35 protein-coding genes are annotated in these 24,219 nt (G+C 43.3%); 9 read left to right on the top strand and 26 right to left on the bottom strand.

Translation table 11 applies throughout. From position 1 onward, the window contains the following. Positions 1 to 88: 88 nt before the first annotated feature. Positions 89 to 316 carry a hypothetical protein gene (locus ACO1R6_RS16300; RefSeq protein WP_486266039.1) on the bottom strand — a complete coding sequence of 76 codons (228 nt, stop codon included), beginning with the start codon at positions 314 to 316 and terminating at the stop codon, positions 89 to 91. A 319-nt stretch (positions 317 to 635) separates the two neighbouring features. Here ACO1R6_RS16300 and ACO1R6_RS16295 point away from each other — a divergent pair, with 319 nt between their 5' ends. Both ACO1R6_RS16295 and ACO1R6_RS16290 read left to right on the top strand, forming a co-directional pair. Continuing rightward, complete coding sequence (locus ACO1R6_RS16295) at positions 636 to 986, top strand: helix-turn-helix domain-containing protein (protein WP_486266038.1); 351 nt, start codon at positions 636 to 638, stop codon at positions 984 to 986. 80 nt (positions 987 to 1,066) lie between these two features. Further along, positions 1,067 to 1,405, top strand: coding sequence for a hypothetical protein (locus ACO1R6_RS16290; RefSeq protein WP_486266037.1), 339 nt, complete (start codon positions 1,067 to 1,069; stop codon positions 1,403 to 1,405). Between the two features lies 1 nt (position 1,406). Here the strand turns inward: ACO1R6_RS16290 and ACO1R6_RS16285 are convergent, their stop codons facing one another. Beyond that, a complete protein-coding gene (locus ACO1R6_RS16285) occupies positions 1,407 to 8,096 on the bottom strand; it encodes a coiled-coil domain-containing protein (RefSeq protein WP_486266035.1) in 6,690 nt (2,229 codons plus the stop codon). A 118-nt stretch (positions 8,097 to 8,214) separates the two neighbouring features. Here ACO1R6_RS16285 and ACO1R6_RS16280 point away from each other — a divergent pair, with 118 nt between their 5' ends. Continuing rightward, a complete protein-coding gene (locus tag ACO1R6_RS16280) occupies positions 8,215 to 8,466 on the top strand; it encodes a hypothetical protein (RefSeq protein ID WP_486266033.1) in 252 nt (83 codons plus the stop codon). Here ACO1R6_RS16280 and ACO1R6_RS16275 read toward each other — a convergent pair. The 15 genes from ACO1R6_RS16275 to ACO1R6_RS16205 all read right to left on the bottom strand — a co-directional run bounded on the left by ACO1R6_RS16275 (position 8,463) and on the right by ACO1R6_RS16205 (position 15,092). Then, entirely contained in the window at positions 8,463 to 8,603 is a 141-nt protein-coding gene (locus ACO1R6_RS16275) for a hypothetical protein (protein WP_486266032.1), read from the bottom strand. The two genes, ACO1R6_RS16280 and ACO1R6_RS16275, sit on opposite strands and share 4 nt — an antisense overlap. Before the next feature lie 62 nt (positions 8,604 to 8,665). Next, a complete protein-coding gene (locus ACO1R6_RS16270) occupies positions 8,666 to 9,190 on the bottom strand; it encodes a hypothetical protein (RefSeq protein WP_486266030.1) in 525 nt (174 codons plus the stop codon). A gap of 70 nt (positions 9,191 to 9,260) precedes the next feature. Further along, the gene (locus ACO1R6_RS16265) at positions 9,261 to 9,434 is read right to left on the bottom strand and encodes a hypothetical protein (protein WP_486266029.1); all 174 of its coding nucleotides are present in this window, start codon (positions 9,432 to 9,434) and stop codon (positions 9,261 to 9,263) included. A gap of 53 nt (positions 9,435 to 9,487) precedes the next feature. After that, positions 9,488 to 9,994, bottom strand: coding sequence for a hypothetical protein (locus ACO1R6_RS16260; RefSeq protein WP_486266028.1), 507 nt, complete (start codon positions 9,992 to 9,994; stop codon positions 9,488 to 9,490). Positions 9,995 to 10,025: 31 nt separating this feature from the next. Next, complete coding sequence (locus ACO1R6_RS16255) at positions 10,026 to 10,454, bottom strand: hypothetical protein (RefSeq protein ID WP_486266026.1); 429 nt, start codon at positions 10,452 to 10,454, stop codon at positions 10,026 to 10,028. 1 nt (position 10,455) lies between these two features. Then, positions 10,456 to 10,884 carry a hypothetical protein gene (locus ACO1R6_RS16250; protein WP_486266025.1) on the bottom strand — a complete coding sequence of 143 codons (429 nt, stop codon included), beginning with the start codon at positions 10,882 to 10,884 and terminating at the stop codon, positions 10,456 to 10,458. Beyond that, complete coding sequence (locus tag ACO1R6_RS16245) at positions 10,875 to 11,192, bottom strand: hypothetical protein (protein WP_486266024.1); 318 nt, start codon at positions 11,190 to 11,192, stop codon at positions 10,875 to 10,877. The genes ACO1R6_RS16250 and ACO1R6_RS16245 overlap by 10 nt, the downstream gene beginning before the upstream one ends. 23 nt (positions 11,193 to 11,215) lie before the next feature. After that, positions 11,216 to 11,533: a DUF6706 family protein gene (locus ACO1R6_RS16240; RefSeq protein WP_486266023.1), complete on the bottom strand. Its 318-nt coding sequence runs from the start codon at positions 11,531 to 11,533 to the stop codon at positions 11,216 to 11,218. Continuing rightward, the gene (locus ACO1R6_RS16235; protein ID WP_486266022.1) at positions 11,533 to 11,805 is read right to left on the bottom strand and encodes a hypothetical protein; all 273 of its coding nucleotides are present in this window, start codon (positions 11,803 to 11,805) and stop codon (positions 11,533 to 11,535) included. Before ACO1R6_RS16235 ends, ACO1R6_RS16240 begins: the two co-directional genes overlap by 1 nt. A gap of 2 nt (positions 11,806 to 11,807) precedes the next feature. Continuing rightward, complete coding sequence (locus ACO1R6_RS16230; RefSeq protein ID WP_486266021.1) at positions 11,808 to 12,899, bottom strand: major capsid protein; 1,092 nt, start codon at positions 12,897 to 12,899, stop codon at positions 11,808 to 11,810. A 4-nt stretch (positions 12,900 to 12,903) separates the two neighbouring features. After that, on the bottom strand, positions 12,904 to 13,296 hold the full coding sequence (locus tag ACO1R6_RS16225) for a hypothetical protein (RefSeq protein WP_486266020.1): 393 nt from the start codon (positions 13,294 to 13,296) through the stop codon (positions 12,904 to 12,906). 9 nt (positions 13,297 to 13,305) lie between these two features. Next, on the bottom strand, positions 13,306 to 13,944 hold the full coding sequence (locus ACO1R6_RS16220; protein ID WP_486266019.1) for a hypothetical protein: 639 nt from the start codon (positions 13,942 to 13,944) through the stop codon (positions 13,306 to 13,308). Between the two features lie 172 nt (positions 13,945 to 14,116). After that, the gene (locus ACO1R6_RS16215; RefSeq protein WP_486266017.1) at positions 14,117 to 14,296 is read right to left on the bottom strand and encodes a hypothetical protein; all 180 of its coding nucleotides are present in this window, start codon (positions 14,294 to 14,296) and stop codon (positions 14,117 to 14,119) included. Continuing rightward, positions 14,293 to 14,886 (bottom strand): helix-turn-helix domain-containing protein, encoded by a 594-nt coding sequence (locus ACO1R6_RS16210; RefSeq protein WP_486266016.1) that lies wholly within the window; start codon positions 14,884 to 14,886, stop codon positions 14,293 to 14,295. The genes ACO1R6_RS16215 and ACO1R6_RS16210 overlap by 4 nt, the downstream gene beginning before the upstream one ends. Continuing rightward, positions 14,883 to 15,092 (bottom strand): helix-turn-helix domain-containing protein, encoded by a 210-nt coding sequence (locus ACO1R6_RS16205; RefSeq protein ID WP_486266015.1) that lies wholly within the window; start codon positions 15,090 to 15,092, stop codon positions 14,883 to 14,885. The genes ACO1R6_RS16210 and ACO1R6_RS16205 overlap by 4 nt, the downstream gene beginning before the upstream one ends. A 103-nt stretch (positions 15,093 to 15,195) precedes the next feature. Here ACO1R6_RS16205 and ACO1R6_RS16200 point away from each other — a divergent pair, with 103 nt between their 5' ends. The 5 genes from ACO1R6_RS16200 to ACO1R6_RS16180 all read left to right on the top strand — a co-directional run bounded on the left by ACO1R6_RS16200 (position 15,196) and on the right by ACO1R6_RS16180 (position 17,668). Continuing rightward, positions 15,196 to 15,630 carry a hypothetical protein gene (locus tag ACO1R6_RS16200; RefSeq protein WP_486266014.1) on the top strand — a complete coding sequence of 145 codons (435 nt, stop codon included), beginning with the start codon at positions 15,196 to 15,198 and terminating at the stop codon, positions 15,628 to 15,630. A 69-nt stretch (positions 15,631 to 15,699) separates the two neighbouring features. Beyond that, positions 15,700 to 16,152, top strand: a complete 453-nt coding sequence (locus ACO1R6_RS16195; RefSeq protein WP_486266013.1) for a hypothetical protein — start codon at positions 15,700 to 15,702, stop codon at positions 16,150 to 16,152. A gap of 554 nt (positions 16,153 to 16,706) precedes the next feature. After that, positions 16,707 to 17,066, top strand: coding sequence for a hypothetical protein (locus tag ACO1R6_RS16190; protein WP_486266012.1), 360 nt, complete (start codon positions 16,707 to 16,709; stop codon positions 17,064 to 17,066). Positions 17,067 to 17,175: 109 nt separating this feature from the next. Continuing rightward, the gene (locus ACO1R6_RS16185) at positions 17,176 to 17,430 is read left to right on the top strand and encodes a hypothetical protein (protein WP_486266011.1); all 255 of its coding nucleotides are present in this window, start codon (positions 17,176 to 17,178) and stop codon (positions 17,428 to 17,430) included. Between the two features lie 25 nt (positions 17,431 to 17,455). Then, a complete protein-coding gene (locus ACO1R6_RS16180) occupies positions 17,456 to 17,668 on the top strand; it encodes a hypothetical protein (protein WP_486266010.1) in 213 nt (70 codons plus the stop codon). Between the two features lie 36 nt (positions 17,669 to 17,704). Here the strand turns inward: ACO1R6_RS16180 and ACO1R6_RS16175 are convergent, their stop codons facing one another. The 7 genes from ACO1R6_RS16175 to ACO1R6_RS16145 all read right to left on the bottom strand — a co-directional run bounded on the left by ACO1R6_RS16175 (position 17,705) and on the right by ACO1R6_RS16145 (position 21,038). Continuing rightward, positions 17,705 to 18,055, bottom strand: a complete 351-nt coding sequence (locus tag ACO1R6_RS16175) for a hypothetical protein (protein ID WP_486266009.1) — start codon at positions 18,053 to 18,055, stop codon at positions 17,705 to 17,707. Between the two features lie 26 nt (positions 18,056 to 18,081). Beyond that, positions 18,082 to 18,507 carry a hypothetical protein gene (locus ACO1R6_RS16170; protein ID WP_486266007.1) on the bottom strand — a complete coding sequence of 142 codons (426 nt, stop codon included), beginning with the start codon at positions 18,505 to 18,507 and terminating at the stop codon, positions 18,082 to 18,084. 31 nt (positions 18,508 to 18,538) lie between these two features. Then, positions 18,539 to 19,579, bottom strand: a complete 1,041-nt coding sequence (locus ACO1R6_RS16165; protein WP_486266006.1) for a hypothetical protein — start codon at positions 19,577 to 19,579, stop codon at positions 18,539 to 18,541. After that, complete coding sequence (locus tag ACO1R6_RS16160) at positions 19,579 to 19,839, bottom strand: hypothetical protein (protein WP_486266005.1); 261 nt, start codon at positions 19,837 to 19,839, stop codon at positions 19,579 to 19,581. The genes ACO1R6_RS16165 and ACO1R6_RS16160 overlap by 1 nt, the downstream gene beginning before the upstream one ends. A 2-nt stretch (positions 19,840 to 19,841) precedes the next feature. Continuing rightward, positions 19,842 to 20,216 (bottom strand): hypothetical protein, encoded by a 375-nt coding sequence (locus ACO1R6_RS16155; protein WP_486266004.1) that lies wholly within the window; start codon positions 20,214 to 20,216, stop codon positions 19,842 to 19,844. A gap of 339 nt (positions 20,217 to 20,555) precedes the next feature. Beyond that, positions 20,556 to 20,753: a hypothetical protein gene (locus ACO1R6_RS16150; RefSeq protein WP_486266003.1), complete on the bottom strand. Its 198-nt coding sequence runs from the start codon at positions 20,751 to 20,753 to the stop codon at positions 20,556 to 20,558. 12 nt (positions 20,754 to 20,765) lie between these two features. Beyond that, positions 20,766 to 21,038: a hypothetical protein gene (locus ACO1R6_RS16145; RefSeq protein ID WP_486266002.1), complete on the bottom strand. Its 273-nt coding sequence runs from the start codon at positions 21,036 to 21,038 to the stop codon at positions 20,766 to 20,768. Positions 21,039 to 21,368: 330 nt separating this feature from the next. Between ACO1R6_RS16145 and ACO1R6_RS16140 the strand changes: the two genes are divergently transcribed. Further along, positions 21,369 to 21,581 carry a helix-turn-helix domain-containing protein gene (locus ACO1R6_RS16140; protein ID WP_486266000.1) on the top strand — a complete coding sequence of 71 codons (213 nt, stop codon included), beginning with the start codon at positions 21,369 to 21,371 and terminating at the stop codon, positions 21,579 to 21,581. Positions 21,582 to 21,589: 8 nt separating this feature from the next. On the opposite strand, the gene ACO1R6_RS16135 is transcribed toward ACO1R6_RS16140, so the two are convergent. Both ACO1R6_RS16135 and ACO1R6_RS16130 read right to left on the bottom strand, forming a co-directional pair. Beyond that, the gene (locus ACO1R6_RS16135; RefSeq protein ID WP_486265999.1) at positions 21,590 to 23,032 is read right to left on the bottom strand and encodes a phage portal protein; all 1,443 of its coding nucleotides are present in this window, start codon (positions 23,030 to 23,032) and stop codon (positions 21,590 to 21,592) included. After that, positions 23,032 to 24,219 (bottom strand): PBSX family phage terminase large subunit, encoded by a 1,188-nt coding sequence (locus ACO1R6_RS16130; protein WP_486265998.1) that lies wholly within the window; start codon positions 24,217 to 24,219, stop codon positions 23,032 to 23,034. Before ACO1R6_RS16130 ends, ACO1R6_RS16135 begins: the two co-directional genes overlap by 1 nt.

The following is a 24,219-nucleotide window of genomic DNA, read 5'->3' as shown; positions in this document are numbered from 1 at the left end:
GTTTTATTAAGCGTTTAGATAATTTATTTAGGCGTATTAAGCGATTACTTTTTAAAGGTGCCTGGGTCAAGACAGGCACCTTTTTTATTTATGCTGTGGCGAAGGATGCCAGCTGAGCATCAAGGACCCGGACGTGGTACCGTCGGCGGCTCTCAATAAAGTTCTGACTGAACTTTACATTTTTGGAAGGGTCTTTTTCGGTATTGGTGTAGATTAAAACACCATTTTCGTAAACTTTAGAAGTAAGCCTGGTTACTCCGTTTACCTTCACCTTTTTATAGGTGGCTGTTACTGCTGGGGTTGAAAAGTTAGGCATAGTATTAAGCGTTTATGGTTTGAGGGTTGGAAATTCTGCTGTGCATTTTTATAAAGTTGGTAGCAAATCGCAATTGCTGTTCTTTGTTGGCTACCGGATTAGAAAACACCCTTTTGCCGTTTAAATAGATTATCACTTCAAACCTGGCAACCCCATTTACCTTGTAAGTCTTATATGAGGCGGTGTAATTTTTCATAATATGAAACTTTTTATTAATTTTGTTCTTGCTGCTTGTATTATGTATCAAATATAGATACATTTACGATATGATGCAAATAAAAGTTAAATTATTTTATACTTTTTTTAAAAAGTTTCAGATATGGATATAATGACTATAGGTGAGCGCCTTAAGGTGTTTAGAAAATCAAAAAAAATTAGCGGGGAGGCTTTGGGGGTTCTTTTTGATTTAAGCAAGCAGGGTATTTCCCATTTAGAATCTGACAGAACTAAGTTGACGGCACCACAACTTGAAACGCTAATTAAAGAGTACCCGGATTTAAATATTTATTGGCTTATAAATGGGAAGGGGGAAATGATTAGGAAAATGGGAGTAGATAAAGAAACGGCAAACAAAGAAGCTGAAACTTGCTGGAAGCTACTGGAACTGGAAAGGGCAAAAGCGGAAACCTACCTTTCTATATTAAAGCAGAACGACATTAAAATAGAATAAACTAGCAGCATAAAGGCGCTTTTAAAAAAAATAGTTATCCCAAACCAACATAAGGGCTCTTTTTTTGCTTTATTTAAGGCATGAAAAGAATACTACTACTTGGCTTAATCCTTACGCTAGCTAGCTGTTGGGATAACAACAAGGTTATGAAGAGGCCGGAAAGGATTTTAACTAATACCGATGGTCGTGCTGAATTTTCTTTATTGCTTCAAGAACAATTTTTAAAAGATGGGTACAAAGTAACTATTAAAGCAGAAGGAGATTCTAATGAGCATCTCATAATTCGCGGGGCTAGAATGAATAGGGATTTCGATAATAGGTTAAAAGATACTGGTTTATATAAACAATGGTTAGAAATGGGTTACGAAAAAATCATATTAACAAATGGGTCCTATAAATCTGTTTATACAGTAGAATAAATTACGGGACCCTTATTCCGTTTGCCCCTAAAGCATTGCTGCTACTACTTTGATTGCGCTCTATGTTCTTTAAAGTCGATTCAATTGCCTGCAACCGGCGCGTATTAATGGCAGTTTCTCCTGTGTTGGCCGCAGTTTGGCGAGCTACATTAAGCTGGTCCATCATTAATTCTACTTGGCGGTAGCCAGTCATAACGGTTTGTTGCTGTAAACCCACCATTTGCCCGGTATTAGCTGCCACTTCCAGCATACCAGGCACACTAAAGGTAGTATTACCGGCCGCTGGCATGAAAAGTTTACCACCAGCTAATAGGGCTACAATGTGGTCCAGTCTTTCCACGGTTTGTACACCTGAAATTCTAATTCCGCCTAAGGCCCCCGCGATTATGGTTCCTGTTTCCTGCGTCATGCGTTCAACCTCGCCCTGTAAGCTGTTTTTACTGTTGCTTTTGTTCGTGGTGGCTGCGCCGGTTATCTCCATTAAATCTTCATAAACCCCTATTGCCTGTTGAGATAGAGCGTCATAAAACTCTTTTAATTTTTTTCGTTCTGCATCTGTAATTACAATACCCCCTTCGCTGTCTTCTTTGGCTGCATCCGCTAGCTTCTGGTATAGTTCTTTCATTGCAGTAGCTAGATACTCCGATTTAAATATACTCAAAGCGGCATTAGACATGGTTTCAGTAAAGAAATCTGCCAACTTTTCAATGGATGGGCGGCCCTCCTTAAATAAATTAGCGAACGCATCAATAAACGAATCAGAAGAAATGCCCAAAGCTATTTCCTGCGCCTTTTTGCGGTTTTCTTCAAGCAATGCGTCAATATCGGCACCCTCGGCTTTTAATTTTTCCAGAATCTTAAAGAGTTCAGCCGCCCGTTCAGTAAGCTTTCCAGCCAGGAACAGGGCTTCTAACTCCTCGAAATTCTTGCCTCGCAAACTAGTTAGTATGTCAACAGTCCGGGTTTTCTGCCCAATACCCAAAACACCCCCGTACTTTTCGGTTTTCTGCCCGGAAACATACTGCTGCCGTTGCAACTCTTCTAAAACTTTCTGGTAGTCATTGGTAGATTTTTTAGCCTGTTCACCTAATAAACGGGCTTGCTCCTTTAAACCTCTGAGTGTTTCGGTATTAATATCCTGCTGTACCCGGAGCCGCTCTCTATAAAGTTGGTTTATAGAGAATTCGGCGTCATATTGTTGCCGGTTGTACACCTCAATTTGTCTTTTAGCCTCCTGAGCTGTTCTTTTTGGTGCAGAAAACAAAAAGTCAAAGCCTTTCTGTAAATATGATAAAGTGCTTTGTAAGGCTCCGCCAAAGTCTCCGGATAAGATAGCGGCCCCTGCGCTAAAGTAATCGGTGGCAATGTCCCCAATATCGGCGGCGGTGTCCAAAGAATCAGCCAGGGCACTGTTCATTTCCCTGACGGAGTTAGAAGCGTTCCGGAAACCCTGAGAGATTAAACCCACCGTATTTCTTAGTAAATTAGCTTGCCCGGCGGCATCGTCTAGTCCTTCAATCTTTTTAAACCCGAAAAGTTTACGCCACGTTAAATCTATACTTCCTAAAGCCTGTATTATATCTGCCAATTCTTTGCGCTGTTGTTTTATTTCGGCAGTAGAAAGTTTTTCGTTTTTCAGGCTATCTTCTAACAGCTTTTTCCGGTCCTGGAGCTTTCTAATATAGCTTTCGTCTATCCCAACTTTTAAAAGAACTTCAAAATCATTTAGGTCTGTTTCCAGCTGTTCCCGGAGGGCAGCCGAAATATCAGCATTTTTAAGGGCCGCTTTGGTTGCCTCGATTTGGGCCTTTGCCTGGTCTTTGGTGTATCTAATTACCTCCTCATTTAACTTTTGGTATATTTTGGTGCGCTGGAAAGCTTCGTCTTTTACAATTTCTATCTTTTGGTTCTTCTGGTTCTCCAACTCCCCCAACTCCCGTTCCAGGTCGGGCCCTGAACTGTTAGCCCGTAACTTTTCTTCTTTAGCCCTAAAATCTTCGTTTATTAAAGCTATTTTCTGATTGTAGGACAGAGCGGCGGCGGCTAAGTCGGTGTAAAACTTATCAAAGCTTGCTTTTTCGGATTGGTTTACCTCTTCTAAGTTTTTAGTGAAGCTTTCCAGCCTTTGCCGCATTCCGTCCGTCATTTTATCGGCAGGAATGTTTAAAGCGGTTATTTTGCGAATTTCACTTACAAGGTACTCTTTATAGGTATCAAATTCAGCCTTTTCACCCCTAAATCTTTCATCGGCTTTTTCTTTACCTAATGCAGTCCGATAATTTTCATAGGCTAAAAAAAAGCCTTTTTGCCGCTCTATTTCTACCTTAAGTTTTTCGGTATCCTGACGGTAAATTAAATCGTTTAGGGCCTCTACCCGCAAAGTCTCTACTTGCTGAACATCAATTTTAATTTTGTTTTTTGGATTTCTATTAAACTGGTTTATGTCGAAAGCAAGTTTTTTAAATTCATCGTTTAGGGCTTTACGCGCGGCATCATCCGGACTTAAATTTTTAACTTGGTATTTGTCTTGTAAAGCCCGGAGGCGTTGCATCATATCTTCGTATCTTTTCAGATAGTCATCAATGCCTGTGTTGTCCTTGTCGGGGGTTAAGTCTGCCCCTTTTTTTACTTGTTTATTAATTTCTCCGGCCAACCTTAGCGATTCTTTGTCTAACCGGTTGTTTTCTTTTTTGGTTTTTTCTTGCTCCTTCAAGTTATCATCTACCCTTTTCTGGGCTAAGAACAACTCTCTGCCAGCTGTAATATTACCAAGCCCCGCGGCAGCTGTACCAGTATTTATAGATTTATTGGCCTCATTGGCAAATTTTCGAGCTTCTGCTAGCTTCTCTTCATTCTTTATTTGTTCTTGTTGTAGGTCAATTAACTTTTGTTCATTATCTAACCTTAAAGAAGCATTCTCAGTAATTTTGTCCTGTGCGGCACGGGCGCGGCCAGTGGCTAGGATAGAAGCAGATAATTTATCATAAGCCGCCTGCGCATTCCCGGCCAGAATAACTTCCGTTCTAATATTGCCAAGATAATCGGGGTACAGGTCTTGCAAGGTCTTAACCGCATCCCGGCGTTTTTCCATCGATATAGTAGTATCTTTGGCAACTGCAAACAAGGTTTTTAACTGAGTTATTTCCTGCTGGGCACTTTGCGCCCCTTTTACCATTACATCGTTAAAACTCTTCCGGGCCTCCTTGGCTTCGTCAACTTTGGCTTTAAATAAATCAAGGCTTTTTATCCACGCTAACAACGGCTCAGTAACTAAATCTATTAACCCGATTAAGCCAATACCGGGCAGGAATTGCGCAACCTGTTTTAAGCCATTCCAAAGCTTGCCCGCTACATTGGTGCTCTTGCCTATGGCATTGCCTAAGGTGTCGAAGCCATCGCGCCCTTGGTTGCTTATGCGGCGTATTTGTTCTTCTGTATCTTCCAGTTTGCGGTTATACTTAGCCAAGTTCTCTGGGTTGGTTGCGGATTTAATAGCGCTCTGGTAAAGCCTTGCTGCTTTTTCCAACCGACCCAGGATACTTAACTGCTCTTTCATCGGCCGGCCCAAAGCATCGAATCCTTCGCGGCCGGCATTTCTTACCTGCCGGATTTCGGTTGCTAGGCGGGCTATTTCAGCATTATAACGCTTGATTATTGCCGGGTCGGTCGACTTTTCGACAATCGCTTTATAGCTTTGCATTTCTATTTTAAGCGATTGAATATTTTTCTTAAAGCCTTCGGCGCTTTGGGTGGCCGCGCCAAATGCATTGTCCGGCACTTTGTTTAACAAGGCGTTTACCCCGGTAATGTCTTTCTCCAAAGCATCGATTTCGGCTTTAAAATTTCCACCTATTTCAGCATCTAATTTTGCAGCCTTGGGCAGGTTGTTATAGGCCGATTTAAGCCGGGTAAGTTCGCGGGTTTTTTCCGCTATTATCTCATTGCCGGCGTTCTGAAAAGATTCGTTCTTTTTCAGTTCATCGCTTGATTTAACAAAAGCCGCTACCAGTTCGTTTTCCTGTTTTTCCAGTTCAGCCAGGGCGCTGGTGTAGGCCACCACGTCGGTTTTATCCAGGTTTAGCTTGGCGGTTTCTACCTCGCCTAGCTGCTTCTGGATTGCCAACAAATCCCGGTAATCTTCTTTTACTTTGGCAAGTCCAGATGTATTAATTTCGCCCAGGGAAACGTTTTGCAAACTGGCCGCTAAAGCATCTACCTCTTTTTTTGCCTTTTCAATTTCGTTGCCCAAGGCAATACCTTTGCCGGTCTGCTTTTCGACATCGGCTAATTGGGCATAACTCAGGCGCAAGCTTTCCAGGCGGGCCTGCTTTTGTTCCAAATCCTGCAAGCCGGTTTGATTCTCCTGGTTGTTGCGCTGTAACGCCGCGGTGTTCTGGCTGATACTTTGGGTTAAAGCGTTTTCCTGCTCTGTTAGCTGGCTAAGTTGGGCCTGATAGGCGGCTACATCGCCGGCGCTTTGGTCGAAATTATTCGTTAAAGAAATTTTCTGCCCCTGTACCTTTTCCAGTTCGACTATTTCGGCTTTTAGCTTTTCGAGCGAACGGATATTTTCGTCAATACCCTGAATCATAACCGGCGGTATTTCCGGGGCCTGGCTCAGTTCTCTTTTAACGGTTTGCAACGAAACAATCGTTTCGTCAATATCTTTTTTTAGGGTATCGCCAAATTCCAGGGCCGGCAGCTTCACGCCTTCCGCCGTATTTTTAAGCTGCAGAAGTTCGTTTATTCTTTCCTGCACATTGCCCAGGGTTAGTTCCGGCACCGCGTTTATAGCCGTGCTCAACAACTTAACTTTGTCCTCGGCCTGGTCGATGTCTTTAATTAAAATATCGGCTCTGCCAGCCTGAATTTCCTCTTCCGAAAGACTTTCCAGAATGGTTTCCAGTTGCTTTAATTTAGTAATCTCAGCATCCAAATTGCCCAGGCTCAAATCCGGAATGCCGATTATCTTGCCGACAATGGCCGTGGTTTGGGCTTCTATTTGCTTTAGTTCGTCCGAAATTTTACCACCAACTGAAATATTGATTTGCTCCTTTTCGGGCAAGCTTTCGAGCCGGGTTTTTAACTCGGCTATTTTTTTAATCTGCTCTTCCAGTTCGCCATTTGTTTTTATATCAAACTGGGTAGCGGGCATATTGGCCAAACTGTCCTTTAGCTGCCCTATTTTGTCGTCGAGGTCGGTTAACTGCTTTTGGTAAACCGGCAGCGTGTCTAGTTTTAATTCGGGCAGATTAATAATGCCCTGCCGAACCGATTCAATCTGCTGTTCCAAGGCGGCCATGTCGGACTTTAACTTACCGCCAATCTGCGGGTCTGCCTGGTCTACGGTACTTAAATTATCATAAGCAGCTTGCAGCTTTGCAACTTCGGCGGTATGCAAGGCAACAGCTAAGGCCACGGACTTACTTACGGATTCGTATCGCTGCGCGGCAATGGTTTCCCGGGCAATGGTAGCCGACAATTCTTTTTCGGTAGCGTTAAGCTTTTCGAGTTCTTGCCGGTAAGTGGTTATATATTTTTGACCATCGCCGAAATCAGTTTTCAGGTCTACTTTATGCACTTTTACCCGGCTAAGTTCTTCGTACTGCTGCTGCAATTGGGCGGCCGCAGCGGTGCGTTCCTGCAGTATCCTGGTTTCTGCATCCTGGCCCCGTTGCACGCTTTTTTCCAAAGCGCTAATGTCGGTTTTAAGCTTATTGCCGGCTGGGGTCTTTATTTCGGTGCTGTTTAACGCATCGTAAGCGGCCTGTAGTTTTGCGAGTTCTTTTATTTCAGCCTGGATTTTCTGCTGGCCTTGGTCATATTGCGCATCCATCGCCCGCAAACTAGCCTTGGTCGCATTAATTTGAGTTCTTAGCAGTTCTTCCTGCTCAATCAGCTTGGTGCGTTCTAAACGATAATTCTGGGCGTTTTTCTGCTGCTCGGCGAAGTTGTCGTTTAGTTCGGTTTTGGCTACTTGTACCTTAGATAAATCATTTTGCAGCCGGGCAATTTGGGTGTACCGCTCCTCAATGGCGTTTAGCTGCTTTATTTCTTCGGGTAAATTGGCAAAGGCGCTTTGGTTTATCGCGGTAAAAGCCTGCTCCAGCCCGGTTATTTCGGTGCGGATAGCGGCTATATTGCTGGCCAATGCCTTGCCGGTGTCGGTTTGTTGCCCGGTGGTGCCCATCTTTTCGTACGCTGCCGCCAATTGTTCTACTTGGCTCTTGCGTTCGGATAACAAAGCATTACTGGCCCGCTGGAAATTATCGGATTTGGCTAACTGGCTGCCTACTTCGCTAATGGCCTGGGCGAATTTAGATTCTTCGGCGGTTAGGGCGCCAAGTTCCTGTTGGTAGGTTTCCATGCTGCTGTTGCCGGCGGCATAGGCCGTATTAAGCTTGTTTTTGGCTTCGGCAATACGGGCCATTTCTCTCTGCAATCCGCTCAGGTCGTCTAATTGACGTCGGGTCGAATCTGCAAAATCTTTAAACGCTTCCCCGCCTTTGAGCTGCATGTTTATAAATTCCCGGGCAGCCTCATTATTCTGTTTAAACCGGCGCATTTCCTGCTCGTGCAGCTTGCGGTTGGCGGCTAATACCGAATCAATGCTTTTTAAGTATTCGTCGTCCTCTAATTGGGCTACAAATTTTAATGGGGCACCATTTATATCTAATCCTTCGTCAGCCATGGGGTATATTTTTAATCAAGTTCTGGATTAATAACAACTCCTTTATTTTTATTCCTGTATAGAAATAGGTAGCAAGGAGAAAAAGTGTTATTTTGTAATATATTTATAGACAAGCGATATGACAGCTAAAGAGGCTTTTGAGTTGGCGAATCCCATCCTGTTGCAAGACATTGGGCCCTATTACGAAGAAATAAAAACTGCAGCAAATAAAGGTCTGCTTAGTCTGGAGTTTTCTCCCTGGCCTAACAAAGCGATATTAAACGAACTTGTCCGACAGGGCTACACCGTTGAAGCTACTGCCTTCGGGCGCACCCCTGAAGGAATAGAAATGGGAGTGGCAACAGTTAGTTGGGCTCCTGATTTTACCTAAATTCCTAAAAGCGCATCTAAAGCATCGTCGCTTAATTCATCGCCGTTAATAACTTCAATTTGTGGGGCATCTTTTTTCCCCGTTTTGTCACTATTTTCTTCCGGCTTAGGGGTTTCCGGGATAGTGGCTAGTAACATATTTAAGTTCTTCCAGCTTATACCCCACAGGCAATAATCCATCGTAAACCGAAAGTATTTAATTACCCCGCCGAGGAGGCCCCAGGGACTTGTGGGCTTGTCTTTTCCTTCGCCGGTGTTATCAGGTCCATTCCCGCGATTAAGACAATAGTATTCGTAAAAGAACCAATGTTAAAATGTTTTACCATCTGTAAGGCAGCCGTCCGCAGTTGCTCTTCCGGCACTTCCCACATTAAAGCATCAATCAGGCTTTGCGGCGGCTCCTCCCGGCTGTTGACAATGCCCACAGCCACGATATAAGCCACTTTGTCCAGATGGTTTACAAAGAGGCTATACATATCGCGCAGCACGGCATTATTCCCCTCCCGGATAGCGGCCTCTGGTATTTCCAGAATCTTTTTCGTTACTCGGTAAGCATTGCCGCCGGTTAAATGTTGTAGGGTATAGGTTTTGGGCTTAGGTGTCCGAATTTTATATTTTGCCAGTAACTTAGCGTACCAGGTGCGAGGATGGGGCGTTACGCTGAACTGGTAATAAGGCGTTTGGATTAAAGTATCTACCGCCTGTTGCAATATTTCATTTTCCATGTTGCAGGTATGGGTTTAGTAAAAAGGCCCGAATCACTCCGGGCCTTTAATTGTGTTTATACAGGAGGAACTACTTTTTTTGGTCTTCCTCGTTTTTTTTTGCGTAAGTGGCCCGGCCAGCGTCGGTTTCCCATTTAGCAATAGATTCAGTCACCTGGATTGTTTCGCCTTTTTTGCCGGTAATTATGGCATTCCCGTCTTTCAGCATTAAATCCTCATTTAATTTAATTTCTACTTTATTCATCTTTTTTTTATTTACATATTAAAGAATCGGGAGAGTTAATACCCTCCCTTTAGTTAAGATAGGTAGCCTCTTTCAATTGGGGAAACGCCTGATTTATCCGGAACTAAAATACTGCCTACAAAGCGAATCCGGGCCGTATCAGTTTTGTTAATAGCAATATTCAAAGCTGGCATAACAGAAACCTTTGCCATTGCATAATATTGGTTGTTTTTGGTTTCTGCACGTACCGATAAAATAAGCGCCTGAATGTTTGCCGGGGAATTCCACTTCTTAGTAGCGCCGGTTCCTGTTACAGTTCCACCAAAGGCGGCCAATAGAGATTCTGGGGCAACGTTACGGCTTTCCCATGTCACCCGCTTGGCCCCGGCAGTATTCTGGGAAACCACTGCGGTATCAAATTCCTCTACAAAAAGTTCGGTTACGGTGCCATCTTCAGTTGTAATAGAAAATGAATCCGGAACGGTATAGCCGAACTGTTCAGCCAAGACGGTAGACATACCCCCATCGCCTGCGGGTACGCCGGTTAAAAGTTTTGATAGTCCAAAGGTTACTTCTGGCATGATAGTATTATTTTAATTATGAATGTTTTCTTTATCTAATATTTATGTTTTTGAATACTAGCCGAAAGTATTGGTACCAGCTTTGGCTGTTCTCATCGGACAGGCTTCTATCCTGTTGGATTTCAAAAAAACCCTCTCCCGAAGGGTGCCAAACTTCCTGCATTGCCTGTTCGGCTAGCTTGCTTAATTCTAATAAGCGTTTTGTATTTGGCCGACTGCGGTCTATTGCCCCATCTGGCTGTGGTATTTCCAGATTTGGCACAAAGACATTTACATTTATAACCCCTTCCTGAACCGCGAGATGGTTTAAGCCAAGGCCATTAATGACAACATCTTCTTTATTCGACCCTTGTGCGCGCTGCTCCCATTTTAGCTCACCATTGGGCTTATTGGGGCTGGTAAAAAGAACACTGTTCTTTAAATGCTGGTAAACGATATCTACTGCTTCTAAAGAGGTCATGCTATTTCCGTATGCCTTCCAACAAACTTTCCAGCTCGTTCCGGGCCGTTATGCCCGAACCGGTCAACACATCGCGGCCCCGGCTTTCCACCGCTGCCCCGTACTCCATGCCGGCCACCACAATCAGCGCGTAGCCTTTGTTGTGGCGCGTAGCCAGGCTGAGCATATAAGACCTGCCGGTAGCGGCACCTATAGCGGAACCTTCAAAACCGCCGCTTACGACTTCTTCACCGTTGTAAAACACCCCGAAACCAATAGAGGCCCGCAGGTTACCGGTAATGTCGTTGTAGTCGCCGTTTTCGCGGGCATTGCGCACAAAGGATTCCCCCACGTATTGGTAGGTCCGGGTAATAGCTTTACCCAATTGGGCGGCCTGCTCCTGGAGCACCCGCCGTACGAGCCTGTCGTTAAATTGGGGTTTTACAGCCATATCCGGGTATGAAAATCCGATGCGTCGCATTGCTTTACCGTGCCCGTGGCGCGTACCTTGTCGCCGTCCTGGTACACCGTTACCGAAGTGCCAAAAGGCAGGCCTCTAAAGCTGGCCGGGGTGTACACTATCCAGCCGAAATACAGGTTCTGGCCGTCCGTGCTTTTTATCACATTCCCCTCGCGACCGCTGCCGGCTGCTTCCGCCCGGCATTCCTGCTGAATCGGTAAAGTATCCGCACCCGGCACCACCACATCGTGCCCTGCGGCATCCTGCTCTACCGTAGAACCTGGCTGTGTAAACACCATTAAGTGCGGATATTGCTTTATCATTACCAGTAATGCGAAACGGAACGAACAGTTGGTTGCGGGTTCTCGCCGGGAACGTCCAGGCCTAGCTTGGTGGCCAATACTTGAAGCCTTGCTTTGATACCTTCGCGGTTATACTTAATCGTATAACCTGCCTGGGAAATAGATTCGACGTAAACGCCGGACAGCAAATCATATTCCGCCTGGAGTACGGCCTTTTGGGTTTCGGCGGAATAATCGTCGGCACCGTTCAGGTTTGCATCAATCAGGGCGCGGGTAATGGCTGCTTCTTCTATACCTAAGCGCGATAAGGTAGAAAGTATGGCTTCCTGGATGGTCATTAGGCTGCTGGTTCGTTAGTTCCAGTATCTTCCGCCGGCGCATCTTCTTCCGAAGCCGCGATAATGCCTTTCTTTACAAGGCTTTTAAATCTTTCCGGATTGCTTACCGTGATTTCGTTGCCTGGCTCCTGCATAATTTTGGTTTCAGCGTTGCGGAAAGACCTTAGCACCTCATAGGTGGCAGGCTTTTCTTTTTTCGCCGGAACAGCGGCCTTTACGGTTGCATTTACCGGATTATCGGCTGGTTTTTCTACTATTCTCTGATTCGCCATGTCTATGCTTCTAAAACAGTGGATTCTAAAAGATAAATGCTGTTCACGTTATTAATCACGGGGAACACGCGGGCCTGCCCTTTGGTTTGTTCCGAAACAGATGGATTGGTTAGGGTCTCTTTCGATACCAGGATGTAAGGCGTTGGCTCTACATAGGTGGCATTGGAAAGAGCCTGCCGGGCTGGGTTTTGTTCCGCTAGGTCGGCATAAACCAAATCTCCAACGTTGGCTGTCTGGGTTAAGAAAACCACGTTGCCCGCTTTCCAGGGTTTAACCGTTGTTTGGTTGCCGTTCTTCTCAAAGCGGCAAGACCGGTTCATAATTTCAAAAGTGAAACCGTACCGGCGGTTTACCATTGCGTTTAGCTGGTCAGTTCCCGGAGTAGGAATGTTGCTGCCCACGAAATTCGATTGGAAGGCGAATAACTCTTTAGCCTGGTCAGTTTTGGCAATGTTTTCCAGCGTGGCACGGTCTAAACGTACGGTGCTTATCACGTTGCCATTTTCCTGGGCCTTATCCAGAACCCGTTGTATATCATCAAAGGGCTTTGAAGTTGGGTCTGACCATAAAGTATCTACGCCAAATTTGTTTTCTTCTGGATAACCGAAATTCAAACGAACTCCTGTGCCGGTATTATCTGCATCAGTAACCAATGCAATTCCAGTAGATAATCCATACTGATAGAGGTATTCGTTACGCTCGAAAATACCGGTAATAACCCGGTTGGTATCGTTAAAGAACATATCTACAGCAGTTTCCAACCGGCCAAGTTTAACCAAATTATCCAATCTGGTTAACTGGTTTTCGTTTAACTGCATGAGCATACCGAGTTTCGGAATATCCCCGGTAGCAGAACCCAAAGATGGGCGGCTTTTAATGGGTAATTCTGAATCCATTGCCACCACATCGGCCATTACTGCAGTATTAGAAAAAGATGTGTTTTCCCATTTGCCAGTAACGGAGTATACAGGTGTTAATTCCCGCGTATGCAAATAAGCCTGTGGGCCTTCCTGTCCGTTCAAAAGCTGAACGGTGGTCATGGCTAGGGGGCGGAACTCTTTCTCCACCCATTCAATATAAGGGCTGTTTGCCATGTTCTTAGTCTTCTAAAAAGTGAATATTAGGAAGAGCTGCCTTAATAGCAGCCTCAATGGGGGCGGTAGGATATACCGAAGCAACCCGGTTAACGGTACACTCATAAGAGATACCGGCAAAGGGTTTAGCGGTAAGAATTTCAGCTACGTTGATGCCCGCATAGGTGTGCCCGGCGGGTAAAGAGGCATAAGCGGACCCCGTTACGGGCATTGGCTTAAATTCGCCGGTGGTGGTTTCGCGGATAATTACGTGGCCCTCCGGGATAACCGTAGGAGTAAAGCCAGTAACATCCAACGACTTTCCGCCGGGAATGCTGCGCTGGTTATCGCGGACAATAAGGCCCGCTTTACCATATTGCACAGAAACTCCTTCATTATTAAGGTTGACTGTTGCCATTTTATTTGTTTAGGATTTTTGCATTAATCTTTTTGCTCGGGCCTCTACTACTTCCTTCGGGGCCTCTTTAGAACCATTCGACTTAGCGGGCATAGGCGGCACTCCAAACCCCCGATTGCTATTGGCCTCGGCCTGCTGGTCAGCTGTATGTTGCTGTTTTACCCCTTCTGCCCAGGCAGCATGTTCTTCCGGATTATCCGGCATAGATGCTAAAGCAAGTGAGCGGTAACCTTTAGGCAAGTCAGGCAAAAGACCTTCGGCTATTTGCTGTTTGGTTTGAAGCTGTTCTTTTTTCTCGACAGCTTCCAGCTTTTGAGCGTAAGGCTTAAACCATGCTGGCATTTCATCGTCCGGTTTTTTTTCTGGTTCGGGATTGGGGTTTGGATTTTGAGGCTCCGGCAAAGGTGATTTTGCTTTCTTTTTCTCATTGTCCTGTCTTTGTTCGGTTTTATAAACCTCCAAAAAGCCGCCCGGTAAAAGGTCGTTCAGGTCATCAAGATGGGAATCAATCACTTCATCATCAGCATCATCAGGAATCCGTGTAGCTAGTTTAGTGGCCATTGCTTCTAAACGTTGGTTGGAAATCGGCGCAATTTTGAACTTGCCAGTTCTAAATCGGGCAATTACCTTTTCTTTTTCTACAGCCATGTGCTTTTAAGTCGTTTAATATTTAGACTTAAAGGTATTTAACTATATTCGCATTACCTCTAGCGGGGTGCTAGGGATTACAGGGCAAAGAAAAGTAGCAAGGAGAAAGTATAGAAAATGAAAAAGCCACCCGGATAGAGTGGCTTGAAGGGTTAGCGTTAGCGGTAATTAGTTAATCACAATACTTCCAGTGGTCGAACTCTTGCTGTATTCCTTCTGCATTATAGGCGGCATACATCTTAACTTCGTAAGGCCAGTTGGAACTGTGTTTCTTTACCAGGATAAACCGGCCAACATACGGAATTTGGCCTTCGCTGAATTTGTTCCAGCCTTCTTCGTGTATATTTTTCATAGGTTATCTTCTTTAAATTTAAAATCGCCTACATATTCGGCCCCAAAAGCTTCTGCAATTTTATTGCAGGTATCAAGTGAAATATTTTCTGTTCCAGCCTCCCATTTAGTATAAGCCGAACGCTGCACACCTATTTTTTCAGCAGCTTCTTTTTGCGTTAAGCCTGATGTAAGCCTTAGTCTCAATATGGCGGAACCGAATTCTTTATAGCTGTTCCCACAAGAAACGCGGCCATCTTCCATAACTGGCGCCGGAATATTCTTACAGTTTGAAGCTTTCTTCCTAATACTATAAACGGATGAGTGATTTTGAAAGAGATTAAAGCCAAAAGATAGGAACAGGTCTATATAAAACCGTTCAAAAAACGATGCTTCTTGAATGTTTACCTTATCCAATTCAAATATTTCAGGGCTTACACCTCGTCCAATTAAATCCATTATAACCTGTTCCTTTTTTGTTGGCCTTACCCCGTGTCTACTATCGGTTATGTGACAAGAAAGCCTAGTTGTTAATTTCTGGCTTGTTGCGCCAACATAAAACACCTGGCCATTTAAAGGATTGATTAATGCGTAAATATTTATTTGCTTCATGGCTTATCTTTAAAATCATTATCATAAATTTTACCCAATGCTTCAGCTATATCCTTAAGGGTATTATAAGTAGGATTGCTTTTTTTCCCCTCCCATCGAGCATAAAACTCTCTAGTAAGGCCCATTCTGTCTGCTAGTTGCTTTTGGGTTAAACCTACGCTCTTACGTGCGTTTTTAATTTTGATTGCGATTTCCGGTAAGTCCATTCCCAAAGCTACACTTTGTAACCGTATGTAGTTACAAATATACGTAAATTAATTTGTTTTGTAACTGTTTATAGTTACATTTACGTAAAAAATCTCAAATCAGATGAAGCACTTATTTTATTTTTTGGGCATTCTGTATATGCTATATGAAATGACCTGGATATTAGGCCCGAAAGACAAGGTGGCATCCGTTAAAAAGAGGCATGAATTATTTAAAAAAGAAAAAGGTTTGCCTTGGGAACAAAACAGCAAAGAATTTAAAAATGAGATTTATAAATTCTTCATAAAATTACCTTTCTTTCTATGGCCGTTTGTGGGACTTTTAACTTTTAATTGGCTGGCGTTTGCTTTTAAGATTGCGTTTAACTTTATAGTAATAGCGCCACTGTCCCGCATAACTCGTTTCAGTTTCGCTTACACCGTTTTACATTGGGTGAACTCCATTATTGGTTTGGCTTTTGCGGCCTTTGTTATTATTAATGCCTACCACCTAAAAATAGACCTGTATCAGGCTTTAAGATATTATTTTAACCTTTAACTACCCCTACCTAACAACGCCCGCCACAGAGCGGGTTTAACGGCTTGGATATTGTAAATTTGAGAATATATGAAACTAGACGAACAGGTTTGCTCCCTTGAACAAGCAAAAAAGCTACATGAATTGGGCCTTAAAGCTGAAAGCTATTTTTACTTTAATCAGTGGAACTACAAAGTCAAGGGTGCTACTGATTCTGGCGTTTGGCAAATAGAAAATAAGGCGCAGTCAGATAGCGCTTGTCCGGCTCTCACTGTAGCAGAACTTTTTGCTTTAACACCTGGGCGGCTTGCTGGTGTTTATCGGTTTCATCTTCGTCCTTTCGGAGAAAAGGGAGGCCGGACCTATCGTGTTTGGTACATGGATTTAGATGGAAATTTACTCTATGACATGTTTAATGATACACTGCCCTGGTTATTAGCCGACAACCTCATTTATATGCTCGAAAAGCGATATATTGAGGTTGAAGAAATAAACGAAGGTCTTAAAATAAGAGAACAGCAGTTAAACCGAATAAATGGATAACAGCCTTTTTATACTGCCGTCTGGACACTTAGCTTACCGGTTTGAGCAAGACAGGTATTCTTTGGTTATTGGGTTTCAGCAGGATAAATTATAATTACCCTGCGGTATATGGGATTTGTATTAGTAGATAGAATTAATTAAACACCGGCTCATGAGGCTTACTTATAAGACCAAAAAACCTAAGAAGGGATACGCTTACTTTACGTCGGAATCAACTCACAAATTAGAGTTTGGGGAAAAATTGCCCGGGCAAGACATTGAAAGGCAAGCATTAGAAATTGTCAATACCTCAATGCGAGAAATGTTAAACAAACTACATGAATTGGGGTACGATTACACAGATGCCCGTTTTTCAATCAAAAGATAAATTCCCTATGTGGCAACTCCTCACAAATAACGAATTTAACCTGGTCGATATACTCTGGGTGCCTATTGCTATCGCGGTGCTATATCTATCCGCCTGGGTGCATGAAAAACGCAGTTATCGGAATTATGGCAAGGGAAATAGAAGGCGGAAATATTAATATGGTTTTAACTCCTAAAGCCTGTAAAATATGTATTTAGTAAAAGAAAATGATGTTTATAAACGTGAACGCAAAGAGAGATTCACGACTGAAGAAACTATAACCTTCAAACTACCTAAGCCACACGTTTATGAAAAGGCGGCTTATGATTGGTATATGGCTGCGGCACTTGAAAAGTCGGATAAGGTTAAAGCTGACAGGCATTTGCTCACCAGTGATTTATTACTAGGCTATCGGTGGGCAATTCGTGAGGGCTACAACCACCAATTAGACCCAGCCCTGCAAAGAGATTACGACCACCCAAGAAACCAAAATACAATAAAAGGGATATTGGGGTACATTGAACGGATTAAAAACGCCTCAGAACTACAAGACAAACAACCTTTATAGGAGCGAGCAGCACAGCACGTAAGAGGGCCGGGCATTAGTAGCAAATGTGTATTGCACTGGTGGTAGACTGGCCCCGCCCTATTTAATAATAACCTTAAACAATATTTATATGCAGCTAAACAACTTTCGTTTTACCATTCCAGTTGATGGTCATGCTCCAGAAATAGAGTATAATACCGTTATAACCCTAACACCTATCGCTGACAATAGCACCGTTGGCGAATCAATTAGAACTGTGTGTGAAATTGAGATTATGCAAGGCAAAAAGGTGCTATTGGAGAGTGGGTCAACTGAATATAGGATGAACCTCAATAATTTTAAGCTAGAGAACTTTAAAAAGGTAATTTTGCAAACCTTTTTTTAATATGCAGCAATCAAAGAATTAATTAATGGAACAATTAGAAGAAACACCCGCCGCCGTTAAGCTGATTGAAATGGATTTTAAGCTTTTCTCCCACCGTAAAAAGACTGCCACTTCTGAATTTTTCGAGCTAAAGCGGCAGCTTGAGGCCTGTAAAACCAAAATAGCCGAAGCTAAGCAAGGTATGGAACAATGCCGGCAGCGGGCAGCAGATGCGGGTTATCCGGAATTATTTGATTAAAAGGGAGGCTAAACCAGCATTATTTATCTTGCAGGATTAAAATTCTACTTTTTCAAAGATTATTACGCCTTGGTTTATATCTACTTCTGGTTTTATTAACTTTACTGTTTTGCCATGTAAAACAGTAAGGAGCAAGCTTCTGTTAGTTAATAAACCATAAGGTAGCAATGTAAAGCTCGTGCCATTAGGGTGTTCAAAAACAAGGTTGTTTTCTTCCGTTACGTTTACCTTCCAAACCTTTTCTTGCTGATATTCTTGAATAGGAAAAGTATACACGCCTTTTTCTTTATCATAAGTTCCCCCAAAAACAGCTTGTAAGATTTCTGGAGTAGCTTCTAACACAGAATTTTTTGGCCCTATGTAAAATTCATGAACTGTATCTATCATCTTGCAGGATTTTAAACGAATATATTCTATTGCGGTAAAAACTTAAATTTAGCCTTAGAGGCGGCATACTCCTGTTTGACGAGGTCTGCAACCTTTTCTGGTAAATGGTCAGCTACTACCTGATAGGTTACGTTTTCTTTGTCGAATCCACATTTGGTAAGGCTTACATCTATTTTTCTTTGGATATAATCCATATCTCCGGCGAATAAGATTTTAATTGCCTTTCTTATGGCTTGCTCTAGGTCATTGTCGCTAGACCTGGTGGTATAAGTTGTACAATAAACCCGTTCCCCATGCAAATTTATAAATTGAACTTGTAATTCAAATTCACAAACATACTGAGGTATCGTTATTACATTGGAGAAAATCTCTTCAAACAATTCGTTTCGCTGCTCTTGAGTAACGTTTATAATAGGGATAAATTTTATCAATCCGGCGGGTTCAAGTTCCATGTGTGCAGGTTATGGCTATATAAATATACGCTTATTTTGCTAAAACACGCTGAATATATTTAGGATTGTCTTGTATAAACAAAGGCTTTGCTTTCCAGTTTTCCATCTTTTCAGCGTTATCTAATACCCATTGCTTGGCCGATGCGGGCACCTCTTTTATTTTGTCAAATCTAAACTCTGCTTCCTTGTCTTCCAATATTGCCTGCTGGTACCCCTTAAACTGTTCGACAGTTGGCAAAATTGGTACCGAATAACATAAACAGCGAATATGAAAACCCGTATGTTTGTAATCGGGCGGGTAAGGGCCTACTAACAAGTCGCACATGTCGTAAGTCGGATGGGAACGGGAAAGTTTTACCTCTACCCCTAAAACAAATGGCGTATTCTTCCATCTTTCGTGGTCTGCGGTTCTATAAGCCCGGTTGGTTTCGTGGGCAGTTAATCTTAAAGCATTTTTAAAACTACTGCGATAAACACCCTGGCCAGGCTGGAACTTCTTAGCCGTTTCCGATAACACCAATCGTCCTTCTGCATCCCGCACCCGCCGGAACAACTGGTCCGGCTCTTTTAGAAAACGCTTCATATCGCGGGCCATTTGCTGCGCTGATTTCCCTTCGGCAATGCCGGCAAACAGGTTCTTTTCTATTTCGCTGTAAAACTGGCGGTGTAATTTCCAAACCCTATCCGATAAGGTCAGCCGGCGTACATGGCGTTCAATAAAAGCGGTGGGGTTGCCCGGGGCGGTGAAACGTTCGCGAATTACCGGGTTTACTTGACCGTAGGCGGTTTCAATAGTTGCCCCGGCCTTACGGCTGCTTAAACCATATTCGTTGACTATGCCCTGCGTAATGCGGCTGTATATCTTATCCCGCCACCGCTGTAAGATGGCACTAATACTGGATTTGAGCACGGGATAGTTATTTAGTTGGAACACATCGGCGGCAAAGGTGGTAATGGCTACTACCTGGAATATTTCGGTAATGGCATCCAGGTAATCCTGCTCTACCTGTTGCTGGTAGGTTCCTAAGTTGCGAAGGTGTTCGCGTTCAAATTGTTCTTCGATGGTGGGCATTAAGGCAGAAGATTAAACTCATTTATGGTAATAATATTGACCCCATCAGACCAATAGTCTTTTCTTTCTTCCTTCCAACTGCCAAAGGTTGGCTCCTCACTTTCTTCACCTAATTTATTCATCTCATCGTTTTCATCTTGGTTAAATTTTACTCTTTTTTCGGCTTCAATTCTAGCCCCATTATAACTTTTAGAAATGGCTACTGTAGAGCCACCCTCCCATCTGCAACCTTCATGAACAGCAAAAACTTTATCTGCCATTATTATTCTGTTTTTAAGGTTTCATAATGACCAGGAGCGGCGGTGTTATTGCCGTTAGAAATGGGATTAGGAAAATTTAGTTCGGCTTTTTTAACGATAGTATATTGAGCAAAATCATCTTTAGCCTTTTGCTCAGCAGATTGCAACTCCAGGACTACAGATTCTCGAGATTTCGAAATTATCGCCTCAAATTTATTCCAGCCTATAATTACACCTGCTTCAACAAGATTAAACTCTTCCATATCCATATTGTTGAAGCCTATGGCATTTTTATTATCACCACCTAACAAACTGATATATTTTGCCTGTTGGGCATATTGAGTTACCTTGTGCTGATGTCGGTATTTGTGGTTTAACTCTTCAATAGATATTTCCATGTTACTGATTCTTAACTATATAGTAAAATTTGCGTATGTGGCTGCTTTGGCTTCGGTGGGCCGGGTGCTGAATGTTTGAAAACTATTGTACACCCAAGATTTTTTTCGCTCTGAACTCTATCTCTTTCAATAATTCTACACCTTTTGGGTCGTCAATTGACTGAGTTATTAAAAGGAACTGCTTACAAGTTAATATGCCAATTATTGCTTTTAATTTTTTCATTACCTTCCTTTTCTATTTATTCGCTCTGTCCTGCTGTGATAGTTTACTTTTAGCCTTTAAAGTAAACTAAGGCTTTTATAGTTTACTTTCTGGTAACCCTCTGCTGATTACTAAACCTAAGCAGCATTTCGCGGCTCAACATATACCTGGTAATCGCCTTGGCTCTTTTTCCGTTTTAAGCCTAATTGTTTTTGAAAGTCTTCGTCAAACGGCGGAATATCATATTCACTTTCCGTACACAGGGGAGCGGCTAGCATGAGTGCACCAAAAACGATAGAGGCAACTATTAAAATTACCCCTATCCCTATTGCCAACCAGAACATGGTTTATGCCGCTGGCGTGGCTTCTTCTGGTGCTTCATCTACCGGGCTGGGCGCTGTCGGCTCAACCTGTGGCACTTCGGCCGGCTTCGGCTTCCAGTTGGTTTCTGCGCCTTGGGCAGCCATTATCAGGTATTGTTCTATTTTAGCGGCTGTTTCAGCAGATTCATTCTGCCGGGCGGTGGCTAAAGCCTTGTCGAAGTTCTTAGCCAGGTGCTTCTGGTTTTTGCGATTGTTTTCGAAGCTTTTTTCTTTTTTGGGGGCGGTTTCTTTTGGCATTGGTTTTAAGGTTAAAGGGTTAAAAGACTTATTTAATTAATCATCCCATGTTGGATATAGCCTATCCAACTCTTCACTCGTAAATTTTACGCCAAGCTTTTTTGCTATCATCAAAGCGGCTGATTCTGCATTAAAACCGTGGCTGTGCGCCCTTGAAGTTTGTATTTCCTTAAGGGTTTTGAAGCTGGCCTGGTTCTATTGCTGATTCCATAGTTAAACTGTAAATCTTATACGTTTTTCATTATTGTAAAGTTCGCTAAATAGCGAACAATAAACAAATATTTTCGTATATTTATATCGCAAACCAGCGAACTTTTTTAGGTTTGCTTTATGGATTACAAAATGATAGGTCAAAAGATAAAAGAGGCCAGGAAAGATGCAAAACTTACGCAGCAACAGTTGGCCGACTTAGTGGAAACTGCCAAAAGCGTTATATCTGAATATGAATCTGGAGCACGAATACCAACCATACCAAACCTAGATAAAATATCAATTGCTTTAAACCGCGACTTAAGAATTGAATTAGACCGCAAAGAACCTTAACCCCGCCGTTACAGGGTTAAGGTTACCCGCTCCTGAGCTTCTACTGCATCCAACCTCTTCTTTACCGTTGCCACATCTTTCACGTAAGGGTGCTCTTCCAATGCGCTTTCCAAGTCCAGCAAAGCCTTGCCCGGCATGGAATTAACCAGGTTATTGATTTTCTTGCCTTCCATTTCTATCTGCTCCATTTCGTTCTCCGGCATAAACAGCTCAAATTTCGGGGTAATCGAAAGGCTGGTAGCCGGCTGCAGCGTTACGTTAATTTTGGCCATGCCCGCTTTAATTAAGTTTATGCGGCGCTGGATGCACTCGCCGAAATAATCATCCTGCTTATCCTTGGCCTTGCCGTGGGCATCCATAAACATCAGCTTAATCGCAATGCCAGATAGATTGCCGATGCCCTTCATTTCCTTAAAGGTAATGTTCGGCGTTTGGGTAATGGTGTAGATTAAATCGAATAGGGTTTCGATTTCCAGTTTAATCGCTTCGGGGGCCTGGTCCCAAGTCAGGTAATCCATTTTGCCGCCCTTGTCCATTTCGAATATCTGGCCGCTCTCGCCTTTAGTGGCAAAATTTTTCAATGTTCCTTCGAGCACAATTTTGGGAGCAGCAAAATAATCGTTCGTATCGGCAAAATTGGATAACAGCTTTTCCAACCGTTCAATCGCCCACTGCACATCTGCCCACTCGGTGCGCGGCTGACTGTAGTAGATAACTGGTATCTTGCCGAAGAAATTGGCTTTAAAAGCCTCTAAAATCCAGCCGGTTTCCTGATTTACAAACCGGTATATAGTCGTATCCGTGTATACGTCTAAATATTCTATTTTCTTTTCGCCTATTTTTAGCTCATACCCACGCCCGAAAGCAGTCATGTTGCCCAAAGCATTAAATACCGGGTAAAAAGTGTTACCATCGGATGGTTTTAGAATGGTAACCCGCATTTTTAAGGCGGTTCCCGGTGTTCCTAAACTACCCCAGTAGTTTTCTTCTGCGTCGTCCTCACTCCAGAGCTCGACGCATTCTTTTTCGGCCATAAAGGCTTTGGCAATATTCCGGGATTTATAATCCAGCTTGTTATCCTGCCAGGTCTTTTTAAGCATTGCCAGCAATGTTATTTGCTGCTCGCCTTCGGGTTGGGCTTGTAGTTCTACTGGAGTTGCAGTAAATGCGGCGGCACGGCTCACAATTAGCTTTTGAAGGGCCAAAGGTATCCGAGCCACTTTTTCTATGCCATCTTCCAGTATTAGGTTGCCATTTTCATCCAAAAGTCCGTAGGCATTAGGCTTACGAACTTTTTTATCCGGGCGTGAAAGCGTAGACATTACCGAGTGGGTTTCCGGCTGGTATTCTTTTGTGCTTTCGTCCAGCTTGGTATCGACCTGGTACTTCTTTATCCGGGCAACCAGTTCCGACGGAGTGGCAAGAGCGGTTTTTATTTCGGTTATTTCCATTAGCGTAAAACTGAAAGGATGGATAGGTCGGCGGCAGGGGCAACCATGTTTAATTTATTCATGGCGATATAGCGGATAGCATCAATCGCGTGATTAAAGGCATCTACCGGCACGTTTAAGGTTTGGCCAGCCCGGTTTTTATCCCAGGTATAGTTCCTTAATTCCCGAATCGTATTCAGGCTCCGAGCGGTTATGTAAAAGGGCTCTTGTTGCAGTAATGAAATACCGTAGTTTATACTATCTTTTCCTTTGCTGGTACCTACTACATTGTGGCCGTATTCTTTTATTTCATCAATACTTTTGGGTTCGGCGCTATCCGCGTAAATTATGGTATTTCCAATCTGAAAAGATTTGATTAAGGCGGCTATGTCAGCGTTTTTTAAGCCCTTCCGGTAAACCAGTTCATCAAATATAATCTGGTTGTTATAGCGGTAATAAGCCATGATGGTCGTCGGGTCATTCGTATAGCCAAAGTCCATACCCAAGGCAATTAAACGGGAATTTTCCGGTACCTTTTCTATTTGGCGCCAGTTATCAAAAACTACGCCTTGCAGGTTGCCAATTTCTCCATCGATGTAAACCCGGCACCAGTTGGCCCAATATTCAGACTTAATATTTTTCTGGTCCGTGTGGCTGCCATTAGGGTCATAAAAAGCCTTTTCAAGCTTGCTGTTTAGTTCATCGATAATCGTTTGGGGGCATCCTTCGTTATCGGTGTATTTAAGCAGCAGAAATTCAGCATCTTTTTGAGGCAATATTTCGGTGTGGGCCCAAAACTCATTATCTGGATTAAAGTCTATCCATACATCCCCTTCCGTACGCATAATAAGCGCATCAGCAATATCATAAGGGAAGTAGTTGCCCTCATTTATGAACAAGGCATCCCGCTTGCCGGCGGCTTTGGCTTTACCCACCGAATCAAAAGAGCGGAATTGCAGGCGGGTGTTATTGGTAAAGGTGTAAGTGAGCTCGTTTTTATTAAACCGGTCCTGGTTCCACCGGTTTGTTTCCTGCATTATTTCCTGAAACTGGCTCAAGGCGCCCTCTTTAATGGCCGGTATGGTTTCGGCGGTAACCGTAACTTTAAGCTTTGGCCTTTTTATGCAGTAGTCAGGGATAACCCCCATTAGTCCGTATGTTTTACCCGCCCAGGTGCCACCTTGCACTACCTTTTTACGGGCGCGCAT

The sequence above is a fragment of the Adhaeribacter sp. genome (genome assembly GCF_057359045.1).
The sequence above is the reverse complement of the archived record's forward strand: the minus strand, read 5'-3'. Positions and strand labels throughout refer to the sequence as shown.